22 protein-coding genes are annotated in these 24,895 nt (G+C 65.1%); 11 read left to right on the forward strand and 11 right to left on the reverse strand.

Annotated features, from left to right (window positions below; genetic code table 11):
• The first annotated feature begins 170 nt into the window (after positions 1-170).
• The gene (locus MUH00_RS21895; RefSeq protein ID WP_247005018.1) at positions 171-977 is read left to right on the forward strand and encodes a DUF1801 domain-containing protein; all 807 of its coding nucleotides are present in this window, start codon (positions 171-173) and stop codon (positions 975-977) included.
• 366 nt (positions 978-1,343) lie between these two features.
• Here the strand turns inward: MUH00_RS21895 and MUH00_RS21900 are convergent, their stop codons facing one another.
• Both MUH00_RS21900 and MUH00_RS21905 read right to left on the reverse strand, forming a co-directional pair.
• Entirely contained in the window at positions 1,344-1,853 is a 510-nt protein-coding gene (locus tag MUH00_RS21900) for a hypothetical protein (protein ID WP_247005020.1), read from the reverse strand.
• Between the two features lie 382 nt (positions 1,854-2,235).
• Positions 2,236-4,611, reverse strand: a complete 2,376-nt coding sequence (locus MUH00_RS21905; protein WP_321576109.1) for a beta-glucosidase family protein — start codon at positions 4,609-4,611, stop codon at positions 2,236-2,238.
• A gap of 99 nt (positions 4,612-4,710) precedes the next feature.
• Here MUH00_RS21905 and MUH00_RS21910 point away from each other — a divergent pair, with 99 nt between their 5' ends.
• A complete protein-coding gene (locus MUH00_RS21910; RefSeq protein WP_247004739.1) occupies positions 4,711-6,000 on the forward strand; it encodes a glycosyltransferase family 2 protein in 1,290 nt (429 codons plus the stop codon).
• A 21-nt stretch (positions 6,001-6,021) separates the two neighbouring features.
• Here the strand turns inward: MUH00_RS21910 and MUH00_RS21915 are convergent, their stop codons facing one another.
• Positions 6,022-6,531, reverse strand: coding sequence for an SHOCT domain-containing protein (locus MUH00_RS21915; protein WP_247004740.1), 510 nt, complete (start codon positions 6,529-6,531; stop codon positions 6,022-6,024).
• A gap of 163 nt (positions 6,532-6,694) precedes the next feature.
• Here MUH00_RS21915 and MUH00_RS21920 point away from each other — a divergent pair, with 163 nt between their 5' ends.
• On the forward strand, positions 6,695-7,789 hold the full coding sequence (locus MUH00_RS21920) for a S1C family serine protease (RefSeq protein WP_247004742.1): 1,095 nt from the start codon (positions 6,695-6,697) through the stop codon (positions 7,787-7,789).
• 210 nt (positions 7,790-7,999) lie between these two features.
• Here the strand turns inward: MUH00_RS21920 and MUH00_RS21925 are convergent, their stop codons facing one another.
• From MUH00_RS21925 to MUH00_RS21935, 3 genes are all read right to left on the reverse strand, one after another.
• Positions 8,000-8,818, reverse strand: a complete 819-nt coding sequence (locus MUH00_RS21925; RefSeq protein WP_247004743.1) for a hypothetical protein — start codon at positions 8,816-8,818, stop codon at positions 8,000-8,002.
• Positions 8,819-9,011: 193 nt separating this feature from the next.
• Complete coding sequence (locus MUH00_RS21930) at positions 9,012-9,221, reverse strand: heavy-metal-associated domain-containing protein (RefSeq protein ID WP_247004745.1); 210 nt, start codon at positions 9,219-9,221, stop codon at positions 9,012-9,014.
• Between the two features lie 129 nt (positions 9,222-9,350).
• Positions 9,351-10,499 carry a DUF763 domain-containing protein gene (locus MUH00_RS21935; protein ID WP_247004747.1) on the reverse strand — a complete coding sequence of 383 codons (1,149 nt, stop codon included), beginning with the start codon at positions 10,497-10,499 and terminating at the stop codon, positions 9,351-9,353.
• Between the two features lie 164 nt (positions 10,500-10,663).
• Here MUH00_RS21935 and MUH00_RS21940 point away from each other — a divergent pair, with 164 nt between their 5' ends.
• The 3 genes from MUH00_RS21940 (at position 10,664) to MUH00_RS21950 (ending at position 13,043) form a co-directional block, all read left to right on the forward strand.
• Positions 10,664-11,335 carry an ABC transporter ATP-binding protein gene (locus MUH00_RS21940; RefSeq protein WP_247004749.1) on the forward strand — a complete coding sequence of 224 codons (672 nt, stop codon included), beginning with the start codon at positions 10,664-10,666 and terminating at the stop codon, positions 11,333-11,335.
• Complete coding sequence (locus MUH00_RS21945) at positions 11,332-12,198, forward strand: ABC transporter permease (RefSeq protein ID WP_247004751.1); 867 nt, start codon at positions 11,332-11,334, stop codon at positions 12,196-12,198. The genes MUH00_RS21940 and MUH00_RS21945 overlap by 4 nt, the downstream gene beginning before the upstream one ends.
• A gap of 113 nt (positions 12,199-12,311) precedes the next feature.
• Entirely contained in the window at positions 12,312-13,043 is a 732-nt protein-coding gene (locus MUH00_RS21950; protein ID WP_247004753.1) for an NAD(P)/FAD-dependent oxidoreductase, read from the forward strand.
• A 27-nt stretch (positions 13,044-13,070) separates the two neighbouring features.
• On the opposite strand, the gene MUH00_RS21955 is transcribed toward MUH00_RS21950, so the two are convergent.
• Positions 13,071-15,707, reverse strand: coding sequence for a heavy metal translocating P-type ATPase (locus tag MUH00_RS21955; protein ID WP_247004755.1), 2,637 nt, complete (start codon positions 15,705-15,707; stop codon positions 13,071-13,073).
• Positions 15,708-15,845: 138 nt separating this feature from the next.
• Between MUH00_RS21955 and MUH00_RS21960 the strand changes: the two genes are divergently transcribed.
• On the forward strand, positions 15,846-16,151 hold the full coding sequence (locus MUH00_RS21960) for a hypothetical protein (protein ID WP_247004756.1): 306 nt from the start codon (positions 15,846-15,848) through the stop codon (positions 16,149-16,151).
• A 189-nt stretch (positions 16,152-16,340) separates the two neighbouring features.
• On the opposite strand, the gene MUH00_RS21965 is transcribed toward MUH00_RS21960, so the two are convergent.
• Positions 16,341-16,625, reverse strand: coding sequence for a DUF8072 family protein (locus MUH00_RS21965; protein ID WP_247004758.1), 285 nt, complete (start codon positions 16,623-16,625; stop codon positions 16,341-16,343).
• Between the two features lie 151 nt (positions 16,626-16,776).
• Here MUH00_RS21965 and MUH00_RS21970 point away from each other — a divergent pair, with 151 nt between their 5' ends.
• Positions 16,777-18,291 carry an MATE family efflux transporter gene (locus tag MUH00_RS21970; RefSeq protein WP_247004760.1) on the forward strand — a complete coding sequence of 505 codons (1,515 nt, stop codon included), beginning with the start codon at positions 16,777-16,779 and terminating at the stop codon, positions 18,289-18,291.
• Between the two features lie 158 nt (positions 18,292-18,449).
• Here the strand turns inward: MUH00_RS21970 and MUH00_RS21975 are convergent, their stop codons facing one another.
• From MUH00_RS21975 to MUH00_RS21985, 3 genes are all read right to left on the reverse strand, one after another.
• Positions 18,450-18,692 carry a helix-turn-helix domain-containing protein gene (locus tag MUH00_RS21975; RefSeq protein WP_247004762.1) on the reverse strand — a complete coding sequence of 81 codons (243 nt, stop codon included), beginning with the start codon at positions 18,690-18,692 and terminating at the stop codon, positions 18,450-18,452.
• 123 nt (positions 18,693-18,815) lie between these two features.
• Positions 18,816-19,199, reverse strand: a complete 384-nt coding sequence (locus tag MUH00_RS21980; RefSeq protein WP_247004764.1) for a universal stress protein — start codon at positions 19,197-19,199, stop codon at positions 18,816-18,818.
• A 61-nt stretch (positions 19,200-19,260) separates the two neighbouring features.
• Positions 19,261-19,635 (reverse strand): VOC family protein, encoded by a 375-nt coding sequence (locus tag MUH00_RS21985; protein WP_247004766.1) that lies wholly within the window; start codon positions 19,633-19,635, stop codon positions 19,261-19,263.
• Positions 19,636-19,770: 135 nt separating this feature from the next.
• Between MUH00_RS21985 and MUH00_RS21990 the strand changes: the two genes are divergently transcribed.
• The 3 genes from MUH00_RS21990 to MUH00_RS22000 all read left to right on the forward strand — a co-directional run bounded on the left by MUH00_RS21990 (position 19,771) and on the right by MUH00_RS22000 (position 24,851).
• A complete protein-coding gene (locus tag MUH00_RS21990) occupies positions 19,771-20,736 on the forward strand; it encodes an NADPH:quinone reductase (RefSeq protein ID WP_247004768.1) in 966 nt (321 codons plus the stop codon).
• Between the two features lie 204 nt (positions 20,737-20,940).
• Positions 20,941-22,206 (forward strand): translation elongation factor EF-1 subunit alpha, encoded by a 1,266-nt coding sequence (tuf, locus tag MUH00_RS21995; protein WP_247004770.1) that lies wholly within the window; start codon positions 20,941-20,943, stop codon positions 22,204-22,206.
• 1,469 nt (positions 22,207-23,675) lie between these two features.
• Positions 23,676-24,851: a Cdc6/Cdc18 family protein gene (locus MUH00_RS22000; RefSeq protein ID WP_247004772.1), complete on the forward strand. Its 1,176-nt coding sequence runs from the start codon at positions 23,676-23,678 to the stop codon at positions 24,849-24,851.
• The last annotated feature ends 44 nt before the right edge of the window (positions 24,852-24,895 follow it).

The following is a 24,895-nucleotide window of genomic DNA, read 5'->3' on the forward strand; positions in this document are numbered from 1 at the left end:
GTAACATTGATCCAAGACCTGAACAAAGTAGAACAGCGTGAAAGTTACGCGTAACCTCAAGGACGCAGGCTATTTGGATTTCGAGTTCGATAGTGGCAAGACAGCTGAACCCGGCGTTCTGTGACCCGTGGAAATGTTGATCGTCCCACACCACGTTCTGGTGGGTGAGTATGAGCACGTCCGGCCCACTTACCGCCCAACAGGTTTCCGAACTCGTGATGGCGAACCGAGCAATCAGAGCACCTTACTACCAAGCCGACCACGACGATGGAGTTCGATTCACGGATCTGGAGAAGGGCCTCCAGTGGGGTGTCGACGTCATTCCAGCAATGCTGGGTCTGTTCCGCGTTGAGCAAGACGCCCGGGACGACCACCCCGACGGATGGGTGGGATTCGCTCGCCAGTGGCGAGGAGGGACGTTGCGACTGGATTTCGACCTGTTTTCCGGATCCGAAGAGCCAGACCCGATCGTGGTCGTGACCGCGGTATCAGGTCGAGAGGGGGAGAACACCATCACGGATGAGGACTTCGGGGAAATCGAGCTGCCGGACCAGGTCCCGACCCAGGAGGAGTGGGAGGACCGGGAAAAACAGTATCAGAAGGCGCGGCGGAACGATGATACCGACGGGTCGGCAGCGGTTGAGGCCTATATTGCAGCGCTGCCGGGGTGGAAGCGGGAGTTCGCAACGCGATTCGACGAGATTATCCAACGGGAAGTGCCCCACGTGCGCCGTGCCGTGCGGTATCATCAGCCGTTCTATGGCGTCGAGGATACCGGATGGTTCGCGTCTTTCAGTGCGTTCTCGAAACACGTGAAACTCTCGTTCGTGTGTGAAACGTACCTTGAGCCGGAGCCACCTAGCGGAACGGCGCCGCAGAGACAGGCTCTCGATCTGAAGGCGAGAGACGCGCTGGACGAGGAGCAGGTCGCGTCCTGGATACGGCAAGCCGCTGACGATCCGGGGATGAGCTGGTGAGGAAGCCCACGTCTGTGTGATGGCCGTAAGCCAGCGACGAATCCTGCCCGCAGGCGTGTGTAATCACTGTCAACGCTGTATGTAACATTGAAGCCGGGGAACGTGTAACCGATCCGCGCCTGCATTCAGCACGGGTGTCAAAACATGTCTCCGGCTGGAGGTTTCAACAGAGCCACGGCACAGTACCATCGTGGACGCGGTTGTCGGTCGGTCGGTGGACGTTTCCGGGGGTATTCACAGTAGACCGCTGGCTGCCGTACTCTGTTGGTTATAAATGATGCCGAGTAATCGAACCGATCTGTCGCGTTCGAGCGTTTCAGATTCGAAAAGGGGCTTTCTTTTACATGTGTTCCGGTTTTCGACCGCTCACTCGAGGAACGATCGGATATCATCCACGGCGCTTCCGTGGCTCCAGTAGGCGTCTTCGGGAACGGCGTCGAACCAGTCGACTTCTACTTCGTCCCACGGGCCGAAACTGGGGTCGTCACCGACTGGCTCGCCCGCCACGGGAGCCGTGCGTAGGACGACGTCGTAGCTCGTCGTTTCGCGCTCTTCGTCGTTCGCCAAGCACCGAGTCAGCTGAGCTACGCGTTCCGCGCGGGCGATAGTGACACTGACGTCAGTCAGTTCCTCGCCGACGTTTTGACCGGCGAGAACCCAGTCCTCGTCCGCGCCGACTGGTCCATACGGCAGTCTCCACCCGTGTGGACTGTTCATCAGCAGCGCTGCTCCTGCCGCGTTAGTGACACCGACCGCAACCAGCCCGTCGATCGATTCAAAGTAGTCAAACTCGTCCTGTTCGTCGGTACACTGCTCTTCTCCGAACTCGACATCCGTCCGGTCACGGAGGGAAATCGGGTTGAGAAGCGACTCCATTACCGGCGACTTGTCGGCCCCCACTCTTGTTAGTTCGGATGGAAGTACGGTTCGGATACTATTCACGCTGGACACCAACGAAAGCGGAGCCGTCGAGGGAGTCGAAGGCGATAACAGAGACGGAATCTGTACCCGCCCGAGCCCTAAACAGGGTTCTTTCGCGCGAGAATCGCTGAATCAATCGAGACGGAGACTTACCGTGAGCGTTTCGTCCACCGCTATTATCGGTTCCGAGGCGAGACTTCCGATTCCGATTCGCGCCGGGTAGTATCGCGTGAGACGACGGATCGCAGCGCTCCTCGACTCCGATTCTCCCCGATCGTCGCTCGCGCGTCCGACTCGAGACTCCGTGGAACGAGGATCGATTCGAAAGAGCGACGGTTCATCGTTCGACCGCCGCAGTCGCGCGGATATTCCGCGACGATCGACCGACATCGAGTGCGAACTCCCCGCCTTCAGTCACCCACTCACCCTGCTCCGTCTCGTACACGGCGAACGCCCGTTCGTCGACGCCGACGTCGATCGTCCGAGTCTCGCCAGCGCCGAGTGAAATCGCCTCGAATCCGGCGAGTTCGCGGGGCGGACGGGGAACGCTCGCGTCCCGATCGCGCACGTACAGTTGCACGACGTCGCGACCGCGGCGTTCGCCGGCGTTTTCGACAGTTACCGTAACGGATGGACCAGTCTCGTCGAAGGAGACATCGAAGTCGTCGTACTCGAACGCCGCGTAACTCAATCCGTGGCCGAACGGGAACAGCGGCTCAATACCGTACTCGTCGACGTGTCGGTAGCCGACGAACACGCCTTCGTCGTGCTTCGCCTCCGGATAGTCGCGGGGCCCGTCGACGCCTGGATATCTCTCCGCCGAAGCCGCCGGATACTCGTCCGCGGCCGCGAACGTCACCGGAAGGCGCCCGCCCGGATCGGTCTCGCCGTAGAGGAGCGACGCGATCGCGGTTCCTGCTTCCTGGCCGGGGTACCACAGTTCCAGTACGGCGTCGACGGAGTCGATCCAGGGCATCTCGACCGGACCCGCCGTCTGGAGCACGACGATCGTTCGCTCGGCGATGTCGGCGACGGCCGAAATCAGTGCGTCCTGACGCCCCGGGAGCGAGAGGGAGTCCCGGTCGCGTCCTTCGGCGGCGTCGTCCTGAACGACGAGCACGGCGACATCCGCGTCCCCGGCGGCTGATCGGGCGTCTTCGATCGGAGAGGTCCAGGCCGACGCTATCCTGCCGAGCGACGGCACCTTCCGTCCGAAGGGCGGCGACGTCTCGATCGGCGGGTGGCCCCGCTCGGCGACGACGCGCCCGGTGCTCCGCGCCCGGATTCCTTCGATCGGGCTGACGGATTCCGTCGCTCGGACCGCCGAACTACCGCCGCCGCCGGTCTTGGCCTCATCGATGTGCGGACCAATCACGGCGACCGCCGCCTCGCGGTCGAGCGGGAGCGTTTCGGCCGCGTTCTTCAAGAGAACCGCTCCGCTGGTCGCGATCCGTTTTGCGAGTTCGCGGTGCGTCGGTGGGGGTCCGGCGACCGATCGTCGCTGCCCGTCGAGCGCGCCGACTCGCTCATGAAGCGTGAGGACCCGTTCGACCATCTCGTCGAGTCGGTCCTCCGCGAACCCGTCCCGATCGAGTTCGCGGGGAAGCGTTCGCGCGAACGACGATCGGTGTGGACTGGCGTCGCCGCCCGGCCCGCCCTTGTTTTCGAACAGCCACGCGGCCGCCTCTTCCGGCCCCGGTACCGTCTCAGGCCAGACGGTCTCGACGAACCGGAGGAGTTGCAATCGATCGTCAAGCATCGCCGCCCAATCGATTGCTCCCACGCCCGGCATCTCGAGGTCGAGTCCCGCCCTCGCAGCGTCGGGTCCGTTTTGAACGGCCCACCAGTCGGAGACGACCGGGCCCTCGAACTCGAACTCGTCTTTGAGGACGTCGGTGAGCAGCTTCCGGTGTTCCGTCGCGTAGGTGCCGTTCACGCGGTTGTACGCCGCCATCACCGCGCCCGCGTCACCGTCCTCGACCGCCGCCTCGAACGCCGGGAGGTACCGCTCGCGGAGCGTACGCTCGTCGACCTCGGCGCTCACGCTGACGCGTTCGTGCTCCTGGGTGTTCGCAACGTAGTGTTTCGGGGTCGCAACCACGTCCCGCGATTGGATGCCGCGGACCGTCGCCGCGGTGACGCGCGCGGAGTGGAAGGGATCCTCGCCGTAGTACTCGAAGTTGCGGCCGCAGGTCGGGACGCGAACGAGATTGCACGCCGGTGCGAGGATGACGTCGACGCCGCTCTCCCGGGCCTCGGAACCGATCGCCTCGCCGAACTCCTCGGCGAGATCGACGTCGAAGGCGGCACTGAGCGCGAGGGACGCCGGGAACGCGGTTCCGCCCGTCGACTTCACTCCCAGCGGCCCGTCTTCGAACCGAAGCGCCGGAATATCGAGTCGATCGATCGGTGGGAGATATCCGGCGGCGCCCGCTTTCGGGGCCCCCCAGTCGGGATAGGTCCCGTGAACGAGCCGTACTTTCTCTTCGAGCGTAAGCGCCTCGACGACTTCTGCGATCCTGTCCGCGTCTTCCGCTCCGTCGTTCGTTCGTAGAGATCCTGCCATTTCGATACGATAGCTGGGTAGCGATACGGGTTGCAACCGTGATAAATTGACGGCGATGGAGCCGCCCTTCGCACGCGGTGCGATATCCCGCCGGGTCAGAGCGCGCTTTCGCCGCCGAAATTCGACGGCCGCCGGCGTGGGCGTCACGATCGTCTCCTTGAGGAAGTCACTGTTGTTAATTAACTATCCCACTGAATGAAAATACTAACCGACAGGTTGACAATAAGTCGCCGTGTCGATTCCACTATGCCCGGGATCCTCTGGAGGACAGTCGAACGACTGGGATACGTTTCCGCGGTCATTCTGGTGCTGGCGATCGGCGCCTACCAGGGAATCCAAACCGAGACGTTCAACGTCGACCTCGACTGGCTGGTGGTTCAGATTATCACCGTCGACGCCGTTCCGGCCACGATCGCGTTTTCCACGCTCGTTACCCTGAGCGGCGTGATGCTCGCCCGCGAGGTCTACAGCGAACACGATCCCGACGAGCGCGTCCTAGACGGTCCTCGCGTCGCCGCTGTCGTTCCCGTGTACCGCGACGCTAACGTGATCGGGGAAAGCGTCGGGACGCTGTTGGAGTCGAACTACCGGAACCTCGAGATCGCCATCGTCGGCGAATCCGACGACGAGCCCACGCTCTCGGCCGCCCGCGAGTACGCCGACCACCCCGACGTACGGGTGCTGGTCAACCGCTATCCCGGGTCGAAAGCCGGCGCGATCAACGACGCCGTCGAGCGTCTCGAAGCCGACTACTTCGCGGCCTTCGACGTCGACGAGCGGATCGATCCGGACTTCATCCCGATCGCGATGTACCAGCTCACCGAAGCCGGTCAGGACGTTTTTCAGGCTCGGCGGGTCCCCCGGGTAACCGGGCCCGTGGAGGCGCTCGCCTACTGCGAGCGGCTGCTCTTTCACGCCAGCTACAAACTGGTCGAACCGCTGGGGTTTACGTACTGCCGGAGTTCCTCCTCGGCGTTCACCCGGGAGGCCTTCGAAACCGTCGATGGTCTCGATCACGTGCTGACCGAGGATATCGACTTCGCCCACAAGTGCTTCCGTGCGGGGCTTGCGGTCCGTCAGTCCCGGAGCGTCACCAACGAAATGGAGGCCCCGCACACGTTTCGCGATCTCTGGTACCAACGGAAACGCTGGCGGCTCGGCCACATCGAGCTATTCTTCAAGGCGGTGACCGGCGGCTACGAACGGGGCGGTCTGCGCGGAAAGCTGTCGACGGCGCGGATCGTGTTCAGTCTCGCGGCCAGCGTCTTCCTCGTCGCGCTCGCCGCGAAAGTGGCCGTGTTGCTCGTCCTCGATCTCGAGACCTTCTTCCTGCTTCCGTTCGCGGCGATCGCCCTCACGGTGGCGCCGGTCCTCTATCGGGATTACGAGGCGGGTCACGTCGTTACGCTCACGCCGATGATGATGCTGGTGCCGCTGGTCTACCCCGGATTCGGGTTACTGACGATCCGCTGTGCGTTCGAGTACCTTCTCAGTTGGAACGGCGAGTGGTACGAAGTCGAGAAAGCCGGCGCGTGAGAGAGGGCGTTCGGTGCAACGCTACGGCCGGTCCTCCCGTTCGACGGCGGTTTCGTTTTCGGTTCGCGGTCTCTCGCTCGACGAACCGCCGCTCATCACCCGCTCCATCTCGGCCTCGAATTCGTCGTCGTCGATCTCGCCCGCGACGTACCGTTCCCTGAGGCGCCGTTTACGGTCTTCGCGCGTCGGTTCCACGGTCTCCGAGATGTCGAGCCGTCGCAGGAGCGGAGACGTCCGTTCGAGCCGCTCGACGACCGCGACCAATCGATCGCTTCGAGGCAGTGACGCGCTCCGAAGGACGGAGACGACGGTTGCGGCGAGAAACGCTCCCGCGAGGAGTCCGAGGGCGAGCGCAACCACCACCCACTCGGCCGCTTCTCCAAGCATCGCCAACAGGACGGCCTCCTCGCCGTAGTACGCGTTTCCGGATAGCACCGACAGCGCATCCAGTACGCCTATCAATCCGACACCGACCAACAGCACTCCGGTGATCACGAATCCACCGAAGTACAGCCAGTGGCGAGATGCCATGCGTCGATATCGGTTCCGGGGGAAAGTAAACGTACGCACATTCGTCGACGGCCGGTTCGACCGACCTGACGCTTACAGTTCGGGGATCGAATCCCGAACTGAACGCGCGACCCACATTACAACCAAAAAATAGACAGATATTCGCTACAAATAGTTCACGTCGATGCAACGAGGGTCCACTAGCCGTCGGACGCTCCTCAAATTCGGCAGCATCGCCCTCGCGACCGGTCTTGCGGGTTGTAACGATCGATCGCCCCCTGCCGATACGTCCCCGGGACAGGCCGACAATCGATCGACGGAGACGCGACCGCAGGCGGATGGTAGCGTGTACACGCAGGTCTACCGGGAGACGATCTCGTCCGTCGTACTGGTTCGGACGAGCCAGGGCCAGGGGACCGGATTCCTGTACGACGACGCCCACGTCGTAACGAACGCTCACGTCGTCGGGAGTGCGCGTACCACCCAACTTCGATTCGACGACGGAACGTGGTCTCCCGGCGAGGTTCGCGGAACCGATGTTCACAGCGACCTCGCGGCCATCAGACTCGACTCGCCGCCCGACTCGGCGACGCCGCTTTCGTTCGCCCAGAACCGGCCCGTCATCGGTCAGGAAGTCGTCGCCATCGGGAACCCCTACAATCTCGACGGCACCGTTACGACGGGCGTCGTAAGCGGGACGGACCGGTTGATTCCGTCCCCTGGCGAATATCTGATCCCGGACGCAATCCAGACGGATGCGGCGATAAATCCGGGCAACAGCGGCGGTCCGTTGATGTCCGTCGACGGAACGGTTATCGGCGTCGTCAATTCCAAGCGCGGCGATAACATCGCCTTCGGGATCTCGGCGGCTCTCACGCAGCGTGTCGTTCCGCGACTCATCGAACGCGGGGACTACGAGCACGCCTACATGGGCGCCTCGTTCGAGGCCATTACGCCGACGATCGCCGAGGCGAACGAGGTAGGCGATCGCCGCGGGTTGCTAGTGGTCGAGACCGTCGACGGCGGACCCGCCGATGGCCCGTTACGACAGAGCGAGGGGCGACTTATCGACGGAAACCGAGTTCCGGTCGGGGGAGATATCCTCCTCGCAGTCGACGGGACCGAGGTGAGTTCGCTCGAAGACGTGGCGAGTTACATGTCGCTCGAGACGCAGCCAGGCGATGCGGTACGACTGACCGTGCTACGGGACGGAGCCGAGCGGACCGTCGAACTGACGCTCGAGTCTCGTCCGACGCGTTCCCGGTCACCGCTTCGATAATCGGCCGAGACCGCACCTCTATCGGGTACGCGAGTTGTCGATCGAACGGCCCGTCCGTTCGACCGGCTGATCGCCCTCGAAGTCGACCTCGCCCAGCGGCATCGCCGCGCCGACGAGACGATCGTCGGTCAGACGGCGTTCTCGGCGCCGCTCGATAAACGCGTGTCCGACGTCGGCGACGATTCCGCTACCGATCACCGGTCGGGGGCGTCAAATGATGACCGCTCCCTCCACGAGCAACTCCCGTTCCGTTCGCTCGGCCTCTGTCCCCTCCGTGACCAGGGTCGGCTCGTCGACGGATTCCTCGAATCGATTTCGATCGGGTTCGACGCGTTCGAGCATCGCGGAGAACGTCGTTCCCCGACGCCCTTCCGCCGACACGATGCCGCCGTACTTTCGCTCCTCGAACGTGCTCTCGTCGGGATCGGGAAACTTCTCGCGGATGCGCTGTGCGGTCTCTCTGATGTACGCCGCCGCCTCCTTCTGCGAGTAACTGCTGTCGTTGTGGTACGTTTCGGCGTGTTCGTCCTCGAGTTCCTCCTGTAAGTGCTCCGGCGACTCGTAGCGAACGGCGTCTGCCGTCGTGCGGCCGGTGGCGAACCGGATATTCACCGTGAAGCTGTCGGGATAGCGCAAAATGATGGGGAAAAAGATCACGTCCGTGACGGTCGTCCGCTGTTGGATCCGCCACAGCGCCTCCTGGTAGTAGGACGTGAGTTCGCCGAGCCGATCGTTCCGCTCGCCGCGGAAGTACGCCATCGCGATCTCTCCGTGGTCGTCCCCCGCGATGCGGCGGAGCCGTCGCTCGAAACTCTCGGCCAGGCGATCGAGCTCCGCCTCGTAGGCGTCCAGCAGCGACACGTCGGGATCCGCGAGCAGGGCCGCCTTTCGCTCGCGGGCGTCCGCCACGGCCATCATGTTCTCGTGGAACACCCGCTCGGCGGCCGCGTCCGGGAGCGGCGTTCTGACCGCTCGCCGGTGCAGAACCTTCGCGTCCCCGTTGAAGCGCCGTCGCTGATCGCCGCTCATTCAGGGGTGTACTAGGCGTGACGTGCTATTAATCGGTCGGATCTCGCACCGCGTTCGATCGGCGAAAAAAGGCCTCTCGATTCTCGTCGCGGTCGGTTGCTCGCCGGTCTGTCCCCGATCGACGACGGATGATCGACGGGCATCGTCCGGTGGGGAGTGCGTCGAGGATTTTCGTCCGGAGAATCCGGACGAGCTATCCGACGAACTCGTATCCGGCGTCGCGTACCGCGTCGCCGATCGTCCTCTCGTCGACGTCGTCGTCGACGCCCACTTCGACGGTTTCAGCGTCGTGGTCGGCGTCCACGCGACGGACGCCGTCGACGCCCTCCAGGGCGGTTTCGACGGTTCGTTCGCAGCGGGCACAGGACGTTCCCGAAACGGCGATCGTCTGTCGATCGGACATACGCGACGATCAGAGTTTCGAAGGGATGACCCTTGCGGCGACATCCCAGCAGGTGAGTCGCTTCGCGGACGGCTCACCCTCGCGACCGAATCGGTCGGGACGAGCGGACGTGCCGATCGAACCGATCGCTCACTCGAGTTCCGCGAGCCGTTTGGTCTCCCGTTCGAGTTCCGCCCCCTGAAGCGTCGATCGCATGTACTCGATCGATCGGTCGTACCGCTCGCGCTCGACGGGGTGCGGCGTGCCGTCCTTGCCGCCGTGGGCGTACGCGTACTTCGCCGGGTCCTCGCGGGAGCTCTCGGCGTCGTAGACGAGTTCGCCGATCAGCGCGAGCGCCCGGAGGGAGCCGGGGCCGATCCCGTCGAGTCCAACGAGTTCCTCGTAGTCTGCGGGCTGGTACTCGTAGGCGTTTCGGAGCCGTTCGAAGGCCTTCTCGGAGAGATCGGCTTCGTGCAGGTCGTGGTGGCTCGGCATCGTCAACGCGGGATCGCGATCGAGCGCGCGCCGAACGGCTCCCCCGTCCTCCGTGTTCGTTTCCGTGGAACCGGTTCCCGACGAGGCGCCCGCGCCGAAGTCGGCCAGCGATCGCTGCCCTTGCAACTCGCGTTTGAGATGAATCGGGTCGTCTCGCACGAGATCGACGGAGACGGCGCGGGTCTCTGCAGAGGCGGCCGCCGTCAAATCGAGCGGATCCGACCGCCGCTCCTGGGCACAGATCGCCGCCTGCGGCTCCTCGACGAAGCTGTCGACGCCCTCGGCGAGCCAGTGGTACCGCCGCGCGGTCGAGTCGCCCATCCCCTGCTGGACGACGCACCACGATCCCGACTCCGAGATCGCCATCGTGTGGTGGTAGAGGGTGTAGCCGTCCTGGACGCAGCCGTTGTCCACCGCCGCGCTCAGCCGCGAGGTCCGCTTCAGTTCGTCGCGCGTTCGCGAGGGGAGATCCAGCGCGGTGCCGTCGATCTCGTCGGGAGTCCGTCGTGACTGCGCCCCCTTCCCGCCGACCACGACGACGCCGTGTCGGTACGGCGAGAGGGTCTCCTTCAGCGCGCCCATCGTCGTCGTCGTGACGCCGGAGGAGTGCCAGTCGAAGCCGATGACGCAGCCGAGCGCCTGGAACCAGTACGGGTCCGCGAGCCGCCGGAGGAGTTCGTCCCGGCCGTACTCTTCGACGATCGCCGACGCGATCGCGTCGCTCAGGTCGACCATGCGATCGAAGAGCCACGGCGGGGCCGACCCCGTGTGCAGCGGGAGGTCGGCGCTTGCGCGTCGGTCCATCGGCGATCGGGTACGCGCCGAAGGAATAAGAGGACCCGCCGCGGGCCGAAAGTGGTGCCGACTCGGCCGAACGGGATCGATGGTACGCCTGATCCGCGATCCCCTTCCGATCGCCCGCCGTTGCCGGGCACTGCTTTTCCGTCTCTGCCGCGTACTCGGCGTAAATGCCGCCGAAACTCGAAACCGAGGATCTCACGCGGGTCGCCGACGGCGAACGGCTCGTCGACGGCGTCTCGCTGGCCGTCCTCGAGTCGGAGGTCCTCGCGGTCGTCGGGCCCTCGGGCGCGGGGAAGTCGTCGTTTCTCCGACTGCTCAATCGCCTCGACGAACCGACTGGAGGAACCGTCTACCTCGACGGAACGGACTACCGGTCGATCGAGCCGCAGTCGCTGCGGCGCCGAGTCGGCTTCGTTCCGCAGCAGCCGGCGCTTCGCGAGGGGACCGTCCGCGAGAACGCGACGCTCGCGTACCGGCTGTGCGACGAGCCGATCGACGACGAGCGCGTTCGGCGGCTGCTCGCGGCGGTCGACCTCGAGGGCTACGCCGATCGGCCCGTCGACACCCTCTCCGGCGGCGAACGCCAGCGCGTGTCGCTCGTGCGGACGCTGGTGACCGAACCCGAGGTCCTGCTTCTCGACGAACCGACCGCCAGCCTCGACGCCGACACCGAGGCCAGCATCGAGCGGCTGCTGTCGGGGCTCATCGACGACTACGATCTCACCTGCCTGCTCGTGACCCACGATCAGGATCAGGCGCGGCGGCTCGGCGATCGCGTCGCCCGGTTCGAGGGCGGCGAGGTGACGGGGATCGGGACGCCGGCGGAGGTGTTGGCGTGACAGCTCGGATCGCGCCCGCTCCGACGGCGCTCGCCCCGATTGTAACCGGCCCGATCGAACAGGTCATCCGCCAGGCGACCGATCCGGCCGTCGCGTGGGGATTCCTGCAGATCGCCGTCGCCGCCGCGCTGGTTGCGGCCGTTCTCGGCATCGCGACGGTCCGGCGGTTCGACTTTCAGCGGGAGGTCGGCTCAGCGATGGGGAGGGGTTTTCTCCAGATCCTCGCCGCGGGATCGGTCATCGGCGTGTTGCTCACGGCGCACCTGGCGTGGGCGGGGCTCGTGCTGGCGTTCATGGTGGCCGCGGCGGCGTGGATCTCCCACGAACGCGCCGCGGCGATCCCCGGCGCCTTTCGGGCCTCGCTGGTCTCGATCGCGATCGGCGCGGGAGCGGTCATCGCCGCCATGACGATCGCCGGCGCGATCGAACCGACGATGCGCGACCTGATCGTCGTCGGCAGCATGATCATCGCGATGGCGATGAAGACGAACTCGCTCGCGCTCGATCGGTTCGCGAGCGAACTCGCCGCGAACCGCGCGGAGATCGAGGCGGTCCTGAGCCTCGGCGTGCCGCCCCAGCGGGCGATCGAACCGCACGTGTCGACGAGCGTCTACGGGTCGTTGATCCCGATTATCGACCGGACCAAGAGCCTCGGCATCGTCTCGATCCCGGGGCTGATGGCCGGGATGGTCATCGCCGGCGCGAACCCGATCTACGCCGCCCAGTACCAGTTCGCCATCATGATGATGCTGTTCGCGGCCGGCGGGCTGACGACGATGCTGAGCACGTACCTGATCAGCGGGTACGCCTTCACGGCGGCCCAACAGCTCGATCCCGACGTGCTCCGGGCGGCGGAGTCGTAGCCCGGGTAACGGAGTCGTATCCCGGTCGCGGAGCCCGTCGAATCGTCCTTCGCCGCCGACAGTCTCCACGCGCGATACCAATCTTCATCCACGTCTGACGGCTACTAGGCCCCATGAGTTCGGAGACGCACTACGACGTCGCGATCGTCGGCGGCGGCGTCGCGGGAACCTCGGCGAGCATTTTCACGGCCCGACACGGCCTCGATACCGTCGTGCTCTCCGCCGGAGGATCGCTCCTCCGCCGGAACGCACACCTCGAAAACTACCCCGGCTTCCCCGCCGGCGTCAACTCGCGACTCCTCCTCGAAATGATGGTCGATCAGGCCGAGCGGAGCGGCGCCGAGAGACGCGACGCGGAGGTTACGGCGATCGAGTCGACCGACGAGGGGTTCGCGATCGAGACGGCATCAGGCGAACGGCTGACGGCCGACGCCGTCATCGCGGCCACGAAGAACCGGACCGATTACCTGGCCGACCTCGACGGCGTGACCATCATCCAGCGCGGGAAGGAGTACGTCGAGACCGACGAGCGGGGCCGAACCGGCGTCGAGGGCCTCTACGCGGCGGGGAGACTCGCGGGGAAAGCCCACCAGACGGTCATCGCCGCCGGTCACGGCGCCGAGGTCGCCGTGACGGTACTCGAGGATCACGAGCGCGGCTTCTACCACGACTGGGTCGCTCCCGAGCGGTACTTCTCCGGGCGCGGGATCAACGTGCCGCCGGGGATCGAAGAGATCGACGAGGACGAACGCAGACGGCGGGAAGCGGAGTCGATCGAGGTTATGCGCGAGTACTTCGACGAGCCGCATCCCGACGAGCCGGAGCAGCATCCGGACGTGCAGTAATCCGGGCCGGTCCGCGGTGCGGAGCGCTCATTGCGCCGGTCTGGATCGGCCGGAGATCCGCGATCGCGACGCGTTCGCGACGACGAGGGCCGTCGTCGTTAGAACCGCTACGGTCGTAACCAGCGGATTCAGGAACCCAGCGATCGCGACCGGAATCGCGATCGCGTTGTAGACGAGCGCGAGCCGGTAGTTCTGGCGGCTGCGCGTTCGGACCCCCTCGGCGAGTTCGAACGCCCGATCGACGGCCCCGAGGTCGTCGTCCGCGATCGCGAGGGCCGCCGCGTCGGCGGCGAGCGCGGTGCCGCTGCCGAGACAAACCCCGACGTCGGCGGCGGCCAGCGCGGGCGCGTCGTTCGTCCCGTCGCCGACCATCGCGACGGGGCCCTCGTTGGCGAGCGCGCGGATCGCGGCCGTCTTCCCCGCGGGCGGGACGCTCGCGAAGACCCGATCGACGCCGGGATGCGCGCTGACGGCGTCGGCCGCCCGCCGATCGTCCCCCGTGAGGACGACGACCTCGACCCCGCGCTCGCGCAGGTTCGTCACCGTTTCCGCCCATCCCGTCCGGGGCTCGTCGCCGACGACGACTATTCCTTCGGCCGATCCGTTCCGACCGACGACCACGGGAAGGTGGCCGCGTTCTCGGGCGTCATCGATCCGTGTTTCGAGACTCGGTTCGACGGCCCACCCCCGATCGGCGAACAGATCGGGGTGGCCGACGAGGACGCGATCGCCGTCGACGATCCCTTCGACGCCGGTCGCGTGGCTCCGGAACTCGCGCACCTCGCGGTCGTCGCGCGTCTCGCGGTCGCCGTCGCGGTCGATCGCGCCGCCGTCCGTCCGTGCGTCGGGCCGGTCGCCGTCGGATCCGGTTTCGGCGTCGAGAACCGCGGCTTCGATCGCCGCGGCGGCCGGGTGGGAACTGCGCTGTTCGAGGAGGGCGGCGGCGACCAGCAGGTCGTCCGGTGCGTCGGCGTGGCGAACGGTCATCTCGCCCGTCGTGAGCGTGCCGGTCTTGTCGAAGACGATCGTCTCGACGTCGCGAAGTCGGTCGAAGACGGTCTCGTCGAAGACGACGATGCCGTTTTCCATCGCCTCCCGGAGCAATGTCGCGACGGAGACTCGCGTCGCGAAGCCCAGCGCCCACGGACTCGCGACGATGGCCGCGAGGCACGCGGCGAGGAACGCGGTCGTGGCGGTCCCGCCGCGAGCGATCGCGCCGAGACCGGCGAGGCCCACGGCCGCGACGACGATCGGGACGAACCGGCCCGCGATCGCGTTGCCGCGCCGTTGGCCGCCGTGGTCCGCGCTCTGTACGTTCCAGACCGACCGGACGAGCCGATCGATCCGACTCGTCGTTTCCGGGTCGGGATCGATGACGGCGACGCCGGACGTCACGACGGAGCCGCCGACGACGTCGTCGCCCGCCGCTTTCGTGATCGGCAGGGATTCGCCCGTGACGATCGCTTCGTCGACCGTGCACTCCCCCTCGGCGAGGACGCCGTCGACTGGGATCCGTTCGCCCGCGGGGACCAGGACCCGGTCGTCCGCCGCCAGGTCCGAAACGGGGACCGTCGAGGTCGTCCCGTCCGGATCGAGCCGACGGGCTTCGTCCACCTGCGAGACCGTGAGCGCCGTGAGGCGGTCCATCGCGCGCCGTTTGACGTCCGTTTCGTAGAACGCCGCGCCCATCACGAGGGCGGCCACGAGGATCGTCAGGTCGTAGTAGATGTCCGTCCACCCGAGGACGAACGCCACCGTCCCGTACGCGTACGCGCTGACGATCGTGACGGTGGCGAGCAACTCCGCGGTCGGCTGCCGGAGCGTTACGCCCACGTACGCCCCGCGCAGCAGCGGCCTGCCCGTCAGGTAGAGGATCGCACCTGTCAGGACGACGAAAACGGGGACGTGGAGGTAGCCGTCGTTGCTCGCGAAGCCGCCCTCGTAGAGGGAGAGGAACCACCAGTCCGAGAACTCGGCGAGGTAGGTCGGATAGAAGATCGTCACGAACGGGACCAGCAGGAACGATCCGAACACGACCCCGAACACGTAGCGCAGTTCGAACACGTCCTCGGTTCGGCGCTTTCTGAGGCCGGTCATCTCCCGGTCGCGTCGCGTCGTTCCGGTCGGCTCGGCGCTGTCGCCGTTCCCCGGCTCTCCCCCGTCCTCGCTCTCGCCGGTTTCGGCCGTCGCGTCCTCCCGGAGGTACGCCGTGTAGCCGACGGTGCTCAGCGCGTCCCGGAGATCGATCGGCGACGTCCGATCGGGGTCGTGATCGACCCTGACCGTCTCCGTCACGTAGCTTGCCGCCGCGTTCGTCACCCCGTCTCGGGTTTCGGCGATCGACTCCAGGAAGGACTCGCACGTCGCGGCGTGCATCCCGTCGACGCGGAAAAACGTTCGCTCGGACCGCCCGTCGTCCTCGGTCGCGGCGTCGATCGCGCCGGCGTCGTCACCGCTCTCGGTCTCGCTCTCGCGGTCCGTTCCTGTCGTGCGAGCCGCCCCGGACTCGTCGCTCCCGCCAACGGTGCCGGGTTCGAGAGCGGCGGAGACGTCACGACAGCCGGTCGAGCAGAATCGAGTCGAATCGGCCGTCGCGACGGTCGGCTCGTCGAGTGGCTCGCCGCACAGCGCACAGCGTCCGTTGTCCGGCCGTCGATCGTCCACGTTCGCTAGTCACCGCGGAGTGCAATAAGCGTCGACGACAGCCGGTCTCGCTGAAAATTTCCCCGCGGATTACATTCGCCGATTACTACCGATAATGAGAGGGTAAAGCTTATGCTTAACTGCTGGGCTTTGCCGGGTATGGAACGTCCAGATACGGACCGACGCAGTTCAGTTACCGAGACACAACTTCCGAACGTCATCACCGTCGAAGGACAGGGCACACCCGCGAGCTTCGAGATCACGGTCGACGGTGCGATCGAGATGGATGGCGCGGTCGCCTCCGAGGAGGCCACGATCGTCTCTGGGACGACTGCCGAAGGGACGGTCGAAGCCGACGTACAGCGGTTTCGATTCTCCGGCGAACTTCGGGACGTGACGATCGTCAATCGCGGCGGACTCGGCTCCGAGGGCGTCGTCGATCCGGAGATCTACGTCGAGAGCTGACCGGGGCGGACGCCCTCCGGCCGGTCGATCGTCCACGGTCGAGTGATGCCACCGAACGTCGAGTCTCTCTTCGACGCTCGATTTTCTCTTGGACGCGATCGTCGACTGGAGAGACGTGCGTCGTCGGCGTCTAGGCGGCCGAGGCGGTGACCGGGACTGTCGCTCTCGGCTCCGGTCCGGAGCGCGAGTTCACTCGGAATCGACGGGAGTCGCCTCGACGACGGTTCCGATCATCGACCACCCCGACTCGTCCGGCCCCTTCCGACCGACGAGCACCGACTCGTTATCCTCGCTCGACACGAATCGATACGCCGCGTCGTCTCCCTCTCGCGTTCCTTCGGCCTGAAACTCCTGCTGGAAGAACTCCGCACCGGAGACGTGAAAGACCCCTTGGGTTCCGTCGGCGAGCGTGAGCGCGACGGGATCCGGACTGATGTTGTGAATTCGCTTCGCAACGGGGTTGAGCGATGCCATGGGTACGCACTCGCGTCGCGAGACTAAACGGTTCCCGAAACGATCCCGTGAGGTTGTCCGCCGTCGTCGATCGGTTTCGTTTCGAAACCGGTCGGCTCTGCCGACTGGGGAAGGGCTTTTTGTCGCGGTTGGATAGCTCAACTCGATTCTCGTGCCCCGCTCCATCCCGAACCCGATCCGGTCGTGCATCCTGTGGATCGGGGTCGCGCTCGCCGGCATCGGGCTCGTCGACCCCGACAGAGCGCGGCGGACGGCGGATCTCGCGTGGCCGCGGATCGTCACCGGCCTCGCGCGCATGTCGAAAAGCGCCGTCGACGTCGCGATGGTCGGGGTGGCGCTCGGCTCGGCGGCAATCGCGGGCGTCGGATTCGCGTCGCCGTTCTGGGGGCTCGCGTTCACCGTCGGCGGCGGCGTCGCCGGCGGCACGATCGCCCTCGTCTCCCAGCGCTACGGCGCGGAGGCCTACGAGGGTCTCGGCCAGGCCGTCCGATCGAGCGCGCTCCTCGTCATCGTGCTGTCGGTGCCGATCACCGTTGTCTTCTGGCGGTACCCCGCGGAACTGATCTCGCTGCTCGGTTCGGATCCGGCGGCGATCGAGTACGGCGCGACCTACCTCAGGATCGTCGGCCTCGGGATCCCGTTTGCCGGCCTCAACCTCATCGGCAGTCGGACCTTCGTCGGAATGGACGACGCGTGGACGCCGATGGTCGTCAGGGCGGGCGGCGCCGTCGCCAACATCGTGCTCAACGCGGTCCTCATCTTCGGCTTCGACATGGGCGTCGGCGGCGCCGCGCTGGGAACCGTCCTCTCGAACGTCGTCGTGACGGCCGCGTTCGCCGCGGGTCTCGTCTCGGGTCGGCTTCCCGGCGTCGGGACGCTTCCGGTCAGCGTCGACCCGCTCGGGGGCTACCTCCACCGCGAGACGATCTGGGATCTCACGACGATCGGCCTCCCGGTCATGGGAACGAAACTCGTCTGGACCGCCGCCGAGTTTCCGATGCTCGCGATCGTCGCCATCTTCGGGTCGGAGACGGTCGCCGCCTACGTGATCGCCCGGCGCATCTGGGGGCTGATGAACACGCCCGGCTGGGGCTTCGGCCTCGCGGCCTCGAGCCTCGTCGGCCAGGAACTCGGCACCGGCGACGAGCGCCGCGCCGAGCAGTACGGCCGGGAGATCGTCCGGTTCGCGATCGCCGTGTACATCGTCTCGGCGCTCGTCGTCCTCGTCCTCGCGGAACCGATCGTCCTCGCGTTCACCAACGATCCGACCGAACTCTCGATTCCGACGGCGGTTTCGTTGATCTACGCGGCCTGCGGCGCCGTGACTCTACAGGGGATCTACACCGGCGCCGCGGGCGCGCTCAAAGCCAGCGGCGACACCCGCTGGCCGTTCTACAGCCAGTTGTTGGGGATGTTCGGACTCGCGATCCCGATCGCCTACCTCGGCGCGGCCGGACTCGCGGTCCCCTCGCCGGGAACGGTTCCGCTCCTCGGCGTCGCGATCCCCGGCGTCTCGATCCCGGCGTTCGGGGTTGCGGGGCTCTACCTCGCCTTCCTCGCCGAGACGGCGATCCCCGCGGTGATCAACTACTACCGCTTTACCACCGGCCGGTGGAAGGTTATCAGTCGCGGCTACCGCCCGGAGCCGACCCCGAGCGACGATTGACGGGATGTCGATGGATCGACTCTCGACGAACGACGATCGAGCCGCTACCGATCCGGTCGCCGGCGATCGACGAACGTCGATCCCTTCGACCGCGATCGATTCGCCGTCCGCCGCGCCTCGATCGCACCCTGTCGCCGATCGTCCTCGAGAAACTGACGCTATTCGCCCGCGATCCTGAAGCTGTCGCCGTCCTTCTCGACGAGATCGTTCCGGCGCAGCGATCGGACGATGCTGTAGAGGCTCAGTTTGGGCAGCTTCGTCGTTCGCTGCAGTTCGTCGATCGTCTGGCCGCCCTGGAGCCGCAAACTCAAGTAGAGGAGCTTCGCTTCCGCCGATTCCACGGTCTCCGGAATTGCGACGGGCGGTTCGTTCAGCGTTCGTTCGTCCGTGGTGACTGTCATACTGCACCTTCTATATTCGACGATATTAAAGGTGGTCTACAACGATCGTCGAAAACCGGCAGACGAAGCGTCGTTCGAACGAGCCGATCGGACGAGCGGCGGGTTCGAACGGGAGTTCCGCGGTTACAGGTCGGGGATCGGAACGACGATCACGGGCCGCGACGCGTTCTCGAGCAGCCTTCGCGCCGTCGATCCGAGGTCGGCGGTCGCGTCCGGGGCCCCGCTGCGGGCTCCGATCACGATCTCGTCGGCGCCGACCTCGCTCGCGGCCGCGAGCAACTCGGCGGTCGGCTCTCCTTCCCGGAGTTCGGTCTCGACCGAACCGACCGCCGACAGGCGAACCGGGGCGACGTTCAACGCCTCCTGCCGATCCCGCTCGGCCGCCCGATCGTCCGGCGGCGCGACCGCCACGGCCGTCACCTCGTCGTCGGCCGTCGCGCGATCGTCGAGGTAGTCGCAGGCCGCCGCCGTCGTGTGCACCGAGTCCGTCCCGAGGAAATAGCGCATACCGACTCGAGGGCCAGCAGCCAAAAGAAACTGTGGAACGGCGGCGGCCGCGGGCGGCCACTCACTCCAGCCGCGAGAACAGCTCGACCTCGTAGCCGTCCGGGTCCTCGACGAACGCCGCTCGCGCGTTCGCAGCCTCGATCGTCGCGGGTTCCCGCACGACCGGACAGCCGGTTCGCTCGACGAGCCGTTCGAACACTTCGTCGGCGTCCTCGACGATGATCGCGAGGTGGCTGATCCCCGAGGGATCGATCTCGGCGTCCGGGTCGTGCGTGAACTGGATCTCGGTGCCCAGTTCGTCGCCGGTCACGTAGTAGTTGTGGACGCCGTCGTCGGTGTGGAAGTCGTAGCTGTACTCGAGGCCGAGACCGTCCTCGTAGAACTCTTTCGTCGCATCGAGGTCGGACACTCGGATCGCGGTGTGGTGTACGTCCATGGGATCGGATCCAGGGCCGGTCGTATAGTTCCGTCGCCACGGGCCGGCGTCGCGGAGGCACCGATGGAGGACCGTCGGGTCGCCCACCGCGCGATATGCACGTTTATGCCGGTACGGTCCGTCGTCCAGGACGACATGAGAGCCGTACGCCTTCACGAGCACGGCGGTCCGGACGCGTTGCGGGTGGACGAGATCGATCGCCCCGATCCCGGCGACGACGAACTCCTCGTCGAGGTCGCCGCCGCGGGCGTCAACCCCGTGGATACCTACTTCAGGGAGGGATCGTACGAACCGGTCGCCGTGCCGTTCACGCCCGGCGTGGACTTCGCGGGGACCATCGCTGAAACGGGTGCCGACGTCGACGAATTCGAGGCCGGCGATCGGGTCTTCGGGACCGGGATCGGGAACGGCTCCTTCCAGGGCAGCTACGCCGAGTACGCGGCCGTCCCGACCGATCGCGCGGTCCACCTTCCCAACGGCGTCGACTTCACCCAAGCCGGCGCGGCCGGCGTCATCGCTGTCACCGCCTGGCGCGCGCTGATCGACCACGCCGGCCTCGATCCTGCGGAGTACTGCCTGGTCCACGGCGGCTCCGGCGGCGTCGGCCACGCCGCCGTCCAGATCGGCACCGCGATGAGCGCGCGCGTCATCGCGACCGCTGCACCCGAGTATCACGACGCCCTCGAGGAATACGGCGCCGAAACCGCACTGGACTACGGCCGGGACGATCTCGCGGACGCCGTCCGCGACGCGTCCGGTGGCGGCGTCGACGTCGTGCTCGATCACCGACTCGACGACTACCTCCAGTTCGACGCCGACGTGGCCGCGACCGGCGCGCGCGTGGTCGGCATCGGCGAAAACTCGCCCGATCCGGGCTTTACGAACGACGGCGCCGCCCGATCGAAGGACGTCTCCTACCAGTTCATGAGTATGTTCAACACGCCGGATCTCCGCGTGCCGCTCCGCGGGGCCGCCCACCTCATGGATACCGGCGCGCTCTCGATCGAGATCGACCAGACGCACGGCCTCGACGAGGCCGGCGACGCCCAGCGCGCCGTCATCGAGGACAGCCTCTTCGGCAAACTGGTCGTCGAACCGTAACGGGAGTCGGAGCGCGGAACCAGATTGCGTTCGATCGCCTGTCCTTCGTTTCCGGGGCGATCGTTGCCGGATTCGGGGCGCCTCCTTCGTCGCCAACAAATCGAGGTAGTGAGCGGTACGTGATTCTCTCCTGAAAATCGCGTTAATTGGTATCTATCAACAAGGTCTATCCGTTTCCGTCACCCTACGTGCTAGGGAGGAACAATGACAGACAAACCCCACCAAAACCTGGCCATCATCGGTCACGTTGACCACGGGAAGAGCACGCTGGTGGGCCGCCTCCTATTCGAGACCGGAAGCGTCCCGGAGCACATCATCGAACAACACCGCGCGGAAGCCGAAGAGAAGGGCAAAGGCGGCTTCGAGTTCGCCTACGTCATGGACAACCTCGCCGAGGAACGCGAGCGCGGGCTGACGATCGACATCGCTCATCAAGAGTTCGACACCGACGAGTACTACTTCACGATCGTGGACACGCCCGGCCACCGCGACTTCGTCAAGAACATGATCACGGGCGCGAGCCAGGCCGACCACGCGGTACTCGTCGTCGCGGCGGACGACGGCGTGGCGCCCCAGACCCAGGAGCACGTCTTCCTGGCCCGCACGCTGGGCATCGACGAACTCATCGTCGCCGTCAACAAGATGGATATCGTCGACTACGAGGAATCGACGTACAGGGAGGTCGTCGAGGAGGTCACCGGGTTGCTCCAGCAGGTTCGGTTCGACACCGATGACGCCTCGTTCATCCCGATCTCGGCGTTCGAGGGCGACAACGTCGCCGAGTCCTCGGACAACACGCCGTGGTACGACGGCGAAACCCTACTCGAGGCCCTGAACAACCTTCCAGAGCCGGAGCCGCCGACGGACGCACCACTTCGGCTCCCGATTCAGGACGTCTACACGATCTCCGGAATCGGGACGGTCCCGGTGGGCCGGATCGAGACGGGGCAGATGCGCCCCGGCGACGACGTCGTCTTTCAACCCAGCGACGTGGGCGGCGAGGTGAAGACGATCGAGATGCACCACGAGGAGGTCGACCTCGCGGAACCCGGCGACAACGTCGGGTTCAACGTCCGCGGCATCGGCAAGGATGACATCCGCCGCGGCGACGTCTGCGGCGCCGCAGACGATCCGCCGAAGGTCGCCGAAACCTTCCAGGCCCAGATCGTCGTTATGCAGCACCCGTCCGTGATCACGGCGGGCTACACGCCGGTCTTCCACGCCCACACGGCCCAGGTCGCTGGGACGATCGAGTCCCTCGACAGGAAGATGGATCCCGCGAGCGGCGAGGTTGACGAGGAGGACCCCGACTTCATCCAGGCGGGCGACGCCGCGGTCGTCACGGTCCGACCGCAGAAACCGCTCTCGATCGAGCCGTCCAGCGAGATTCCGGAACTCGGAAGCTTCGCCGTTCGCGACATGGGCCAGACCGTCGCGGCCGGGAAGGTTCTCGAAGTGAACGAGAAGTAATGAGAGAAGCCGACTGCGCCGATCGCGGCGACCGATAGCCTTCGATCGAACGGACATCGCTCGTTCGGTCTCCGATCAGCCGTTCGACTTGCCAACGATCCCGGCCAGGCCTCTCGCGGGCGACCGGCGGCGGATGACGCGTTTTGAGTACCCCTTCGAATCGTCTGGATCGCACGGCTTGGCCGGGCGTTCGTCGGACGATCGACGTGACCGTTTTCGCACGTTCGCATACTCGATCGGTGATCGTGGATCGTCGCGACGGCCACGGTGGAGACCGGTCTGCTCCGGGAGTGTCGGGCACCTACAGACCCTCCGTGTGGCCACGTCTACTCCTCTTAGATGATCGCGTTTGTCGATCGCGTTTCGATCGGTCCGCCACGAAATCAGCCGCGCCCGGATACCCCGAGAAAAATACACTCTAATAATATTGGATAGACTATATGAATTATTATTTAGTATTATATATAAGTGGTAATTTTCGTGATATTTGGATAACTTGATAATGGATGAGTAATTGATCACCAATTGGAGTGGATCGGGAACCAAGAACCACAATACTGGGAAAATCGGGCGAAAAAGGCTCAAATAACGTTATTACAAAAAATAGATGGTGGTGATGAAGGGGTGGGGCCTTGGTTATCGAATAGTTGGAATATTTGGTTCTGACCCGGCATTTATTCGGGCGAGAGGCCATCGAGAATTCGAGAAAATTATCGAACGGCGGATGGAAACTGTAGCCGAACTATAATCTGATAGATCTATTATGCTATAAGTAACTCCTCTTCTAGATTATTTGACTGTTGGTGGATAATACCGGCTGTATGTAATAGTAGTCGTTTGTCCGTCGCCCGTAATGATCCATTCACGTCTCCCCCAGCGGTAAGTCGCGATCGGCCGGAGTAGCGTTCCTCGCTGTAGATCTGTTTACAATAGTATGGCTGTAATATGGTGGAACGCATTGGATTCGACGGCTAGCTATCGATCGGCAGGAGAGGTATCGGATTCTTATCGCGCTTCGCGTCTAACGAGCGGAACCGGCCATCCCAAATCGAGAGATGGCGCCGATAACTGTGCTATCGGACGAGATCAATCGTTAGGGTTCACCCTCGTTTCGTATCTACGTGCAGGCCGAATTTCGCGTCAGTACCCCCGGTTTGCGGACGGAACAACGGATACCCGTGGAGCAAGCGGATCGAAGCCATCGAAGCACCGCATTTCTCATCAAAACCGGCTCACTGACCGGACTTCGAGTCAAACGAAAACGGCCGTCGAATCCGAACTGGGTCGCCGCCTTGAACGTGACTGAATGATAGATCCGGCCGAGAAATACCGCTGCGATTTTATCGACAAAACCGAAATCATCCCTGTTTAGACTCGACGTCGCCGCCGTCGCGTACGCGATCGGGTGCGAGCGAAACGCTTAACATGGGAAAATGTTACTCTATGAGTAGAAACGAGACCAAATACGAATGGGGACCGATTCAACGCCAGGGGACGGATCGATATTTGCCGACGAGCGACTGCTGGATCCGGAGTACCTTCCGACCGATCGCTTTGCCGGACGGGACGAGGAGATTGCGAGCATCGAATACGCCGTGACGCCGATCGTATTCGGCACGCAACCGGACAACGTTCTCATCCACGGTCGATGGGGGACGGGGAAGACCACGTGCGCGACGTACAGCATCCGCCGTGAAGTCCAGCACGCCCGCGAGCAGGGGGTTCGAGCCGGCTTCGTTTACGTAGACTGCGGCGACCGTCCGACCGAGACGAACGTGACGCGCACGGTCGCCCAACGGCTGAACGATCCGTCGATCACCGAACTCGCCATTCCGGAGACCGGGCTCAGCCTCCGGGAGTACCGGGATCGGTTCCGGACGGTGCTCGACGCTCGCTACGACGTGGTGCTCGTCGTGCTCGATCGGATGGATCGAATGGACGACGAAACGCTGCCGCTGGAGTTTGTCCTCTCCGACGCGGACGGTCCGAGAGACTGTGCCGTCGGGATCATCGGTATCTGTGACGGTGTCGTCGAGGACGTTGCGAACGAGGCGGTCGAGTCGAGCCTCTGGGACAGCCACATCGGATTCGACCCCTACGGGAGGGACGAGTTGCTCGAAATTCTCGACCCACGGCTCGACGCCTTCGCCGATGGAGCGATCGTCGACGAGGCGATTTCTCGGGCTGCGAGCATCGCGTCTGAGCCGTACGGAAACGCTCGGACGGCGATCGATCTGCTCCGGTTTGCGGGCGAGCGGGCGGACGAGCGTGGTGACTCGGTTGTGACGGCTGAGACGATCGAGAGCGTCGCCGCTGACGTCGAAACGATCCGAACTCGTGAGGCTATCGCTTCGCTACCGCGGCACTCTCGACTCGCGCTGTTGGCGCTCGCATCGGTATCGAGCGACCGACCCGGGGAGTCCGTTCGAACGACGACGATCCACGAGGCCTACGAGGGGGTCTGCCGAGACCACGATACGCGCCCGCGGACGGCCCGCCGCCTTCAGGACTTCCTCAACGAGCACGCCGACCTAGGCTTCACGCAAACAGCCGCCCACTGGGGCGGTCGCGGCGAGGGCAACTACAAGACACACCGGCTCACCGTCGATCCGGAGGTTATCGCGCTGGTAGTCGACGATCGCTGAGCGACCGGCGCGCGATCTAGCCGAACGCGGAATTCGCTATCGAT

The organism is Halosolutus gelatinilyticus, assembly GCF_023028105.1.
In the GTDB taxonomy this organism is placed as follows: Archaea; Halobacteriota; Halobacteria; order Halobacteriales; family Natrialbaceae; genus Halosolutus; species Halosolutus gelatinilyticus.

Coding starts and splice junctions, on each gene's coding strand:
- MUH00_RS22000 (WP_247004772.1), top strand. CDS start 23,676: ATGGGGACCGATTCAACGCCAGGGGACGGATCGATATTTGCCGACGAG.
- MUH00_RS21975 (WP_247004762.1), bottom strand. CDS start 18,692: ATGACAGTCACCACGGACGAACGAACGCTGAACGAACCGCCCGTCGCA.
- MUH00_RS21935 (WP_247004747.1), bottom strand. CDS start 10,499: ATGGACCGACGCGCAAGCGCCGACCTCCCGCTGCACACGGGGTCGGCC.
- MUH00_RS21925 (WP_247004743.1), bottom strand. CDS start 8,818: ATGAGCGGCGATCAGCGACGGCGCTTCAACGGGGACGCGAAGGTTCTG.
- MUH00_RS21950 (WP_247004753.1), top strand. CDS start 12,312: ATGAGTTCGGAGACGCACTACGACGTCGCGATCGTCGGCGGCGGCGTC.
- MUH00_RS21980 (WP_247004764.1), bottom strand. CDS start 19,199: ATGCGCTATTTCCTCGGGACGGACTCGGTGCACACGACGGCGGCGGCC.
- MUH00_RS21915 (WP_247004740.1), bottom strand. CDS start 6,531: ATGGCATCTCGCCACTGGCTGTACTTCGGTGGATTCGTGATCACCGGA.
- MUH00_RS21990 (WP_247004768.1), top strand. CDS start 19,771: ATGAGAGCCGTACGCCTTCACGAGCACGGCGGTCCGGACGCGTTGCGG.
- MUH00_RS21965 (WP_247004758.1), bottom strand. CDS start 16,625: ATGGCATCGCTCAACCCCGTTGCGAAGCGAATTCACAACATCAGTCCG.
- MUH00_RS21920 (WP_247004742.1), top strand. CDS start 6,695: ATGCAACGAGGGTCCACTAGCCGTCGGACGCTCCTCAAATTCGGCAGC.
- MUH00_RS21985 (WP_247004766.1), bottom strand. CDS start 19,635: ATGGACGTACACCACACCGCGATCCGAGTGTCCGACCTCGATGCGACG.
- tuf (WP_247004770.1), top strand. CDS start 20,941: ATGACAGACAAACCCCACCAAAACCTGGCCATCATCGGTCACGTTGAC.
- MUH00_RS21900 (WP_247005020.1), bottom strand. CDS start 1,853: ATGGAGTCGCTTCTCAACCCGATTTCCCTCCGTGACCGGACGGATGTC.
- MUH00_RS21940 (WP_247004749.1), top strand. CDS start 10,664: ATGCCGCCGAAACTCGAAACCGAGGATCTCACGCGGGTCGCCGACGGC.
- MUH00_RS21910 (WP_247004739.1), top strand. CDS start 4,711: ATGCCCGGGATCCTCTGGAGGACAGTCGAACGACTGGGATACGTTTCC.
- MUH00_RS21930 (WP_247004745.1), bottom strand. CDS start 9,221: ATGTCCGATCGACAGACGATCGCCGTTTCGGGAACGTCCTGTGCCCGC.
- MUH00_RS21960 (WP_247004756.1), top strand. CDS start 15,846: ATGGAACGTCCAGATACGGACCGACGCAGTTCAGTTACCGAGACACAA.
- MUH00_RS21895 (WP_247005018.1), top strand. CDS start 171: ATGAGCACGTCCGGCCCACTTACCGCCCAACAGGTTTCCGAACTCGTG.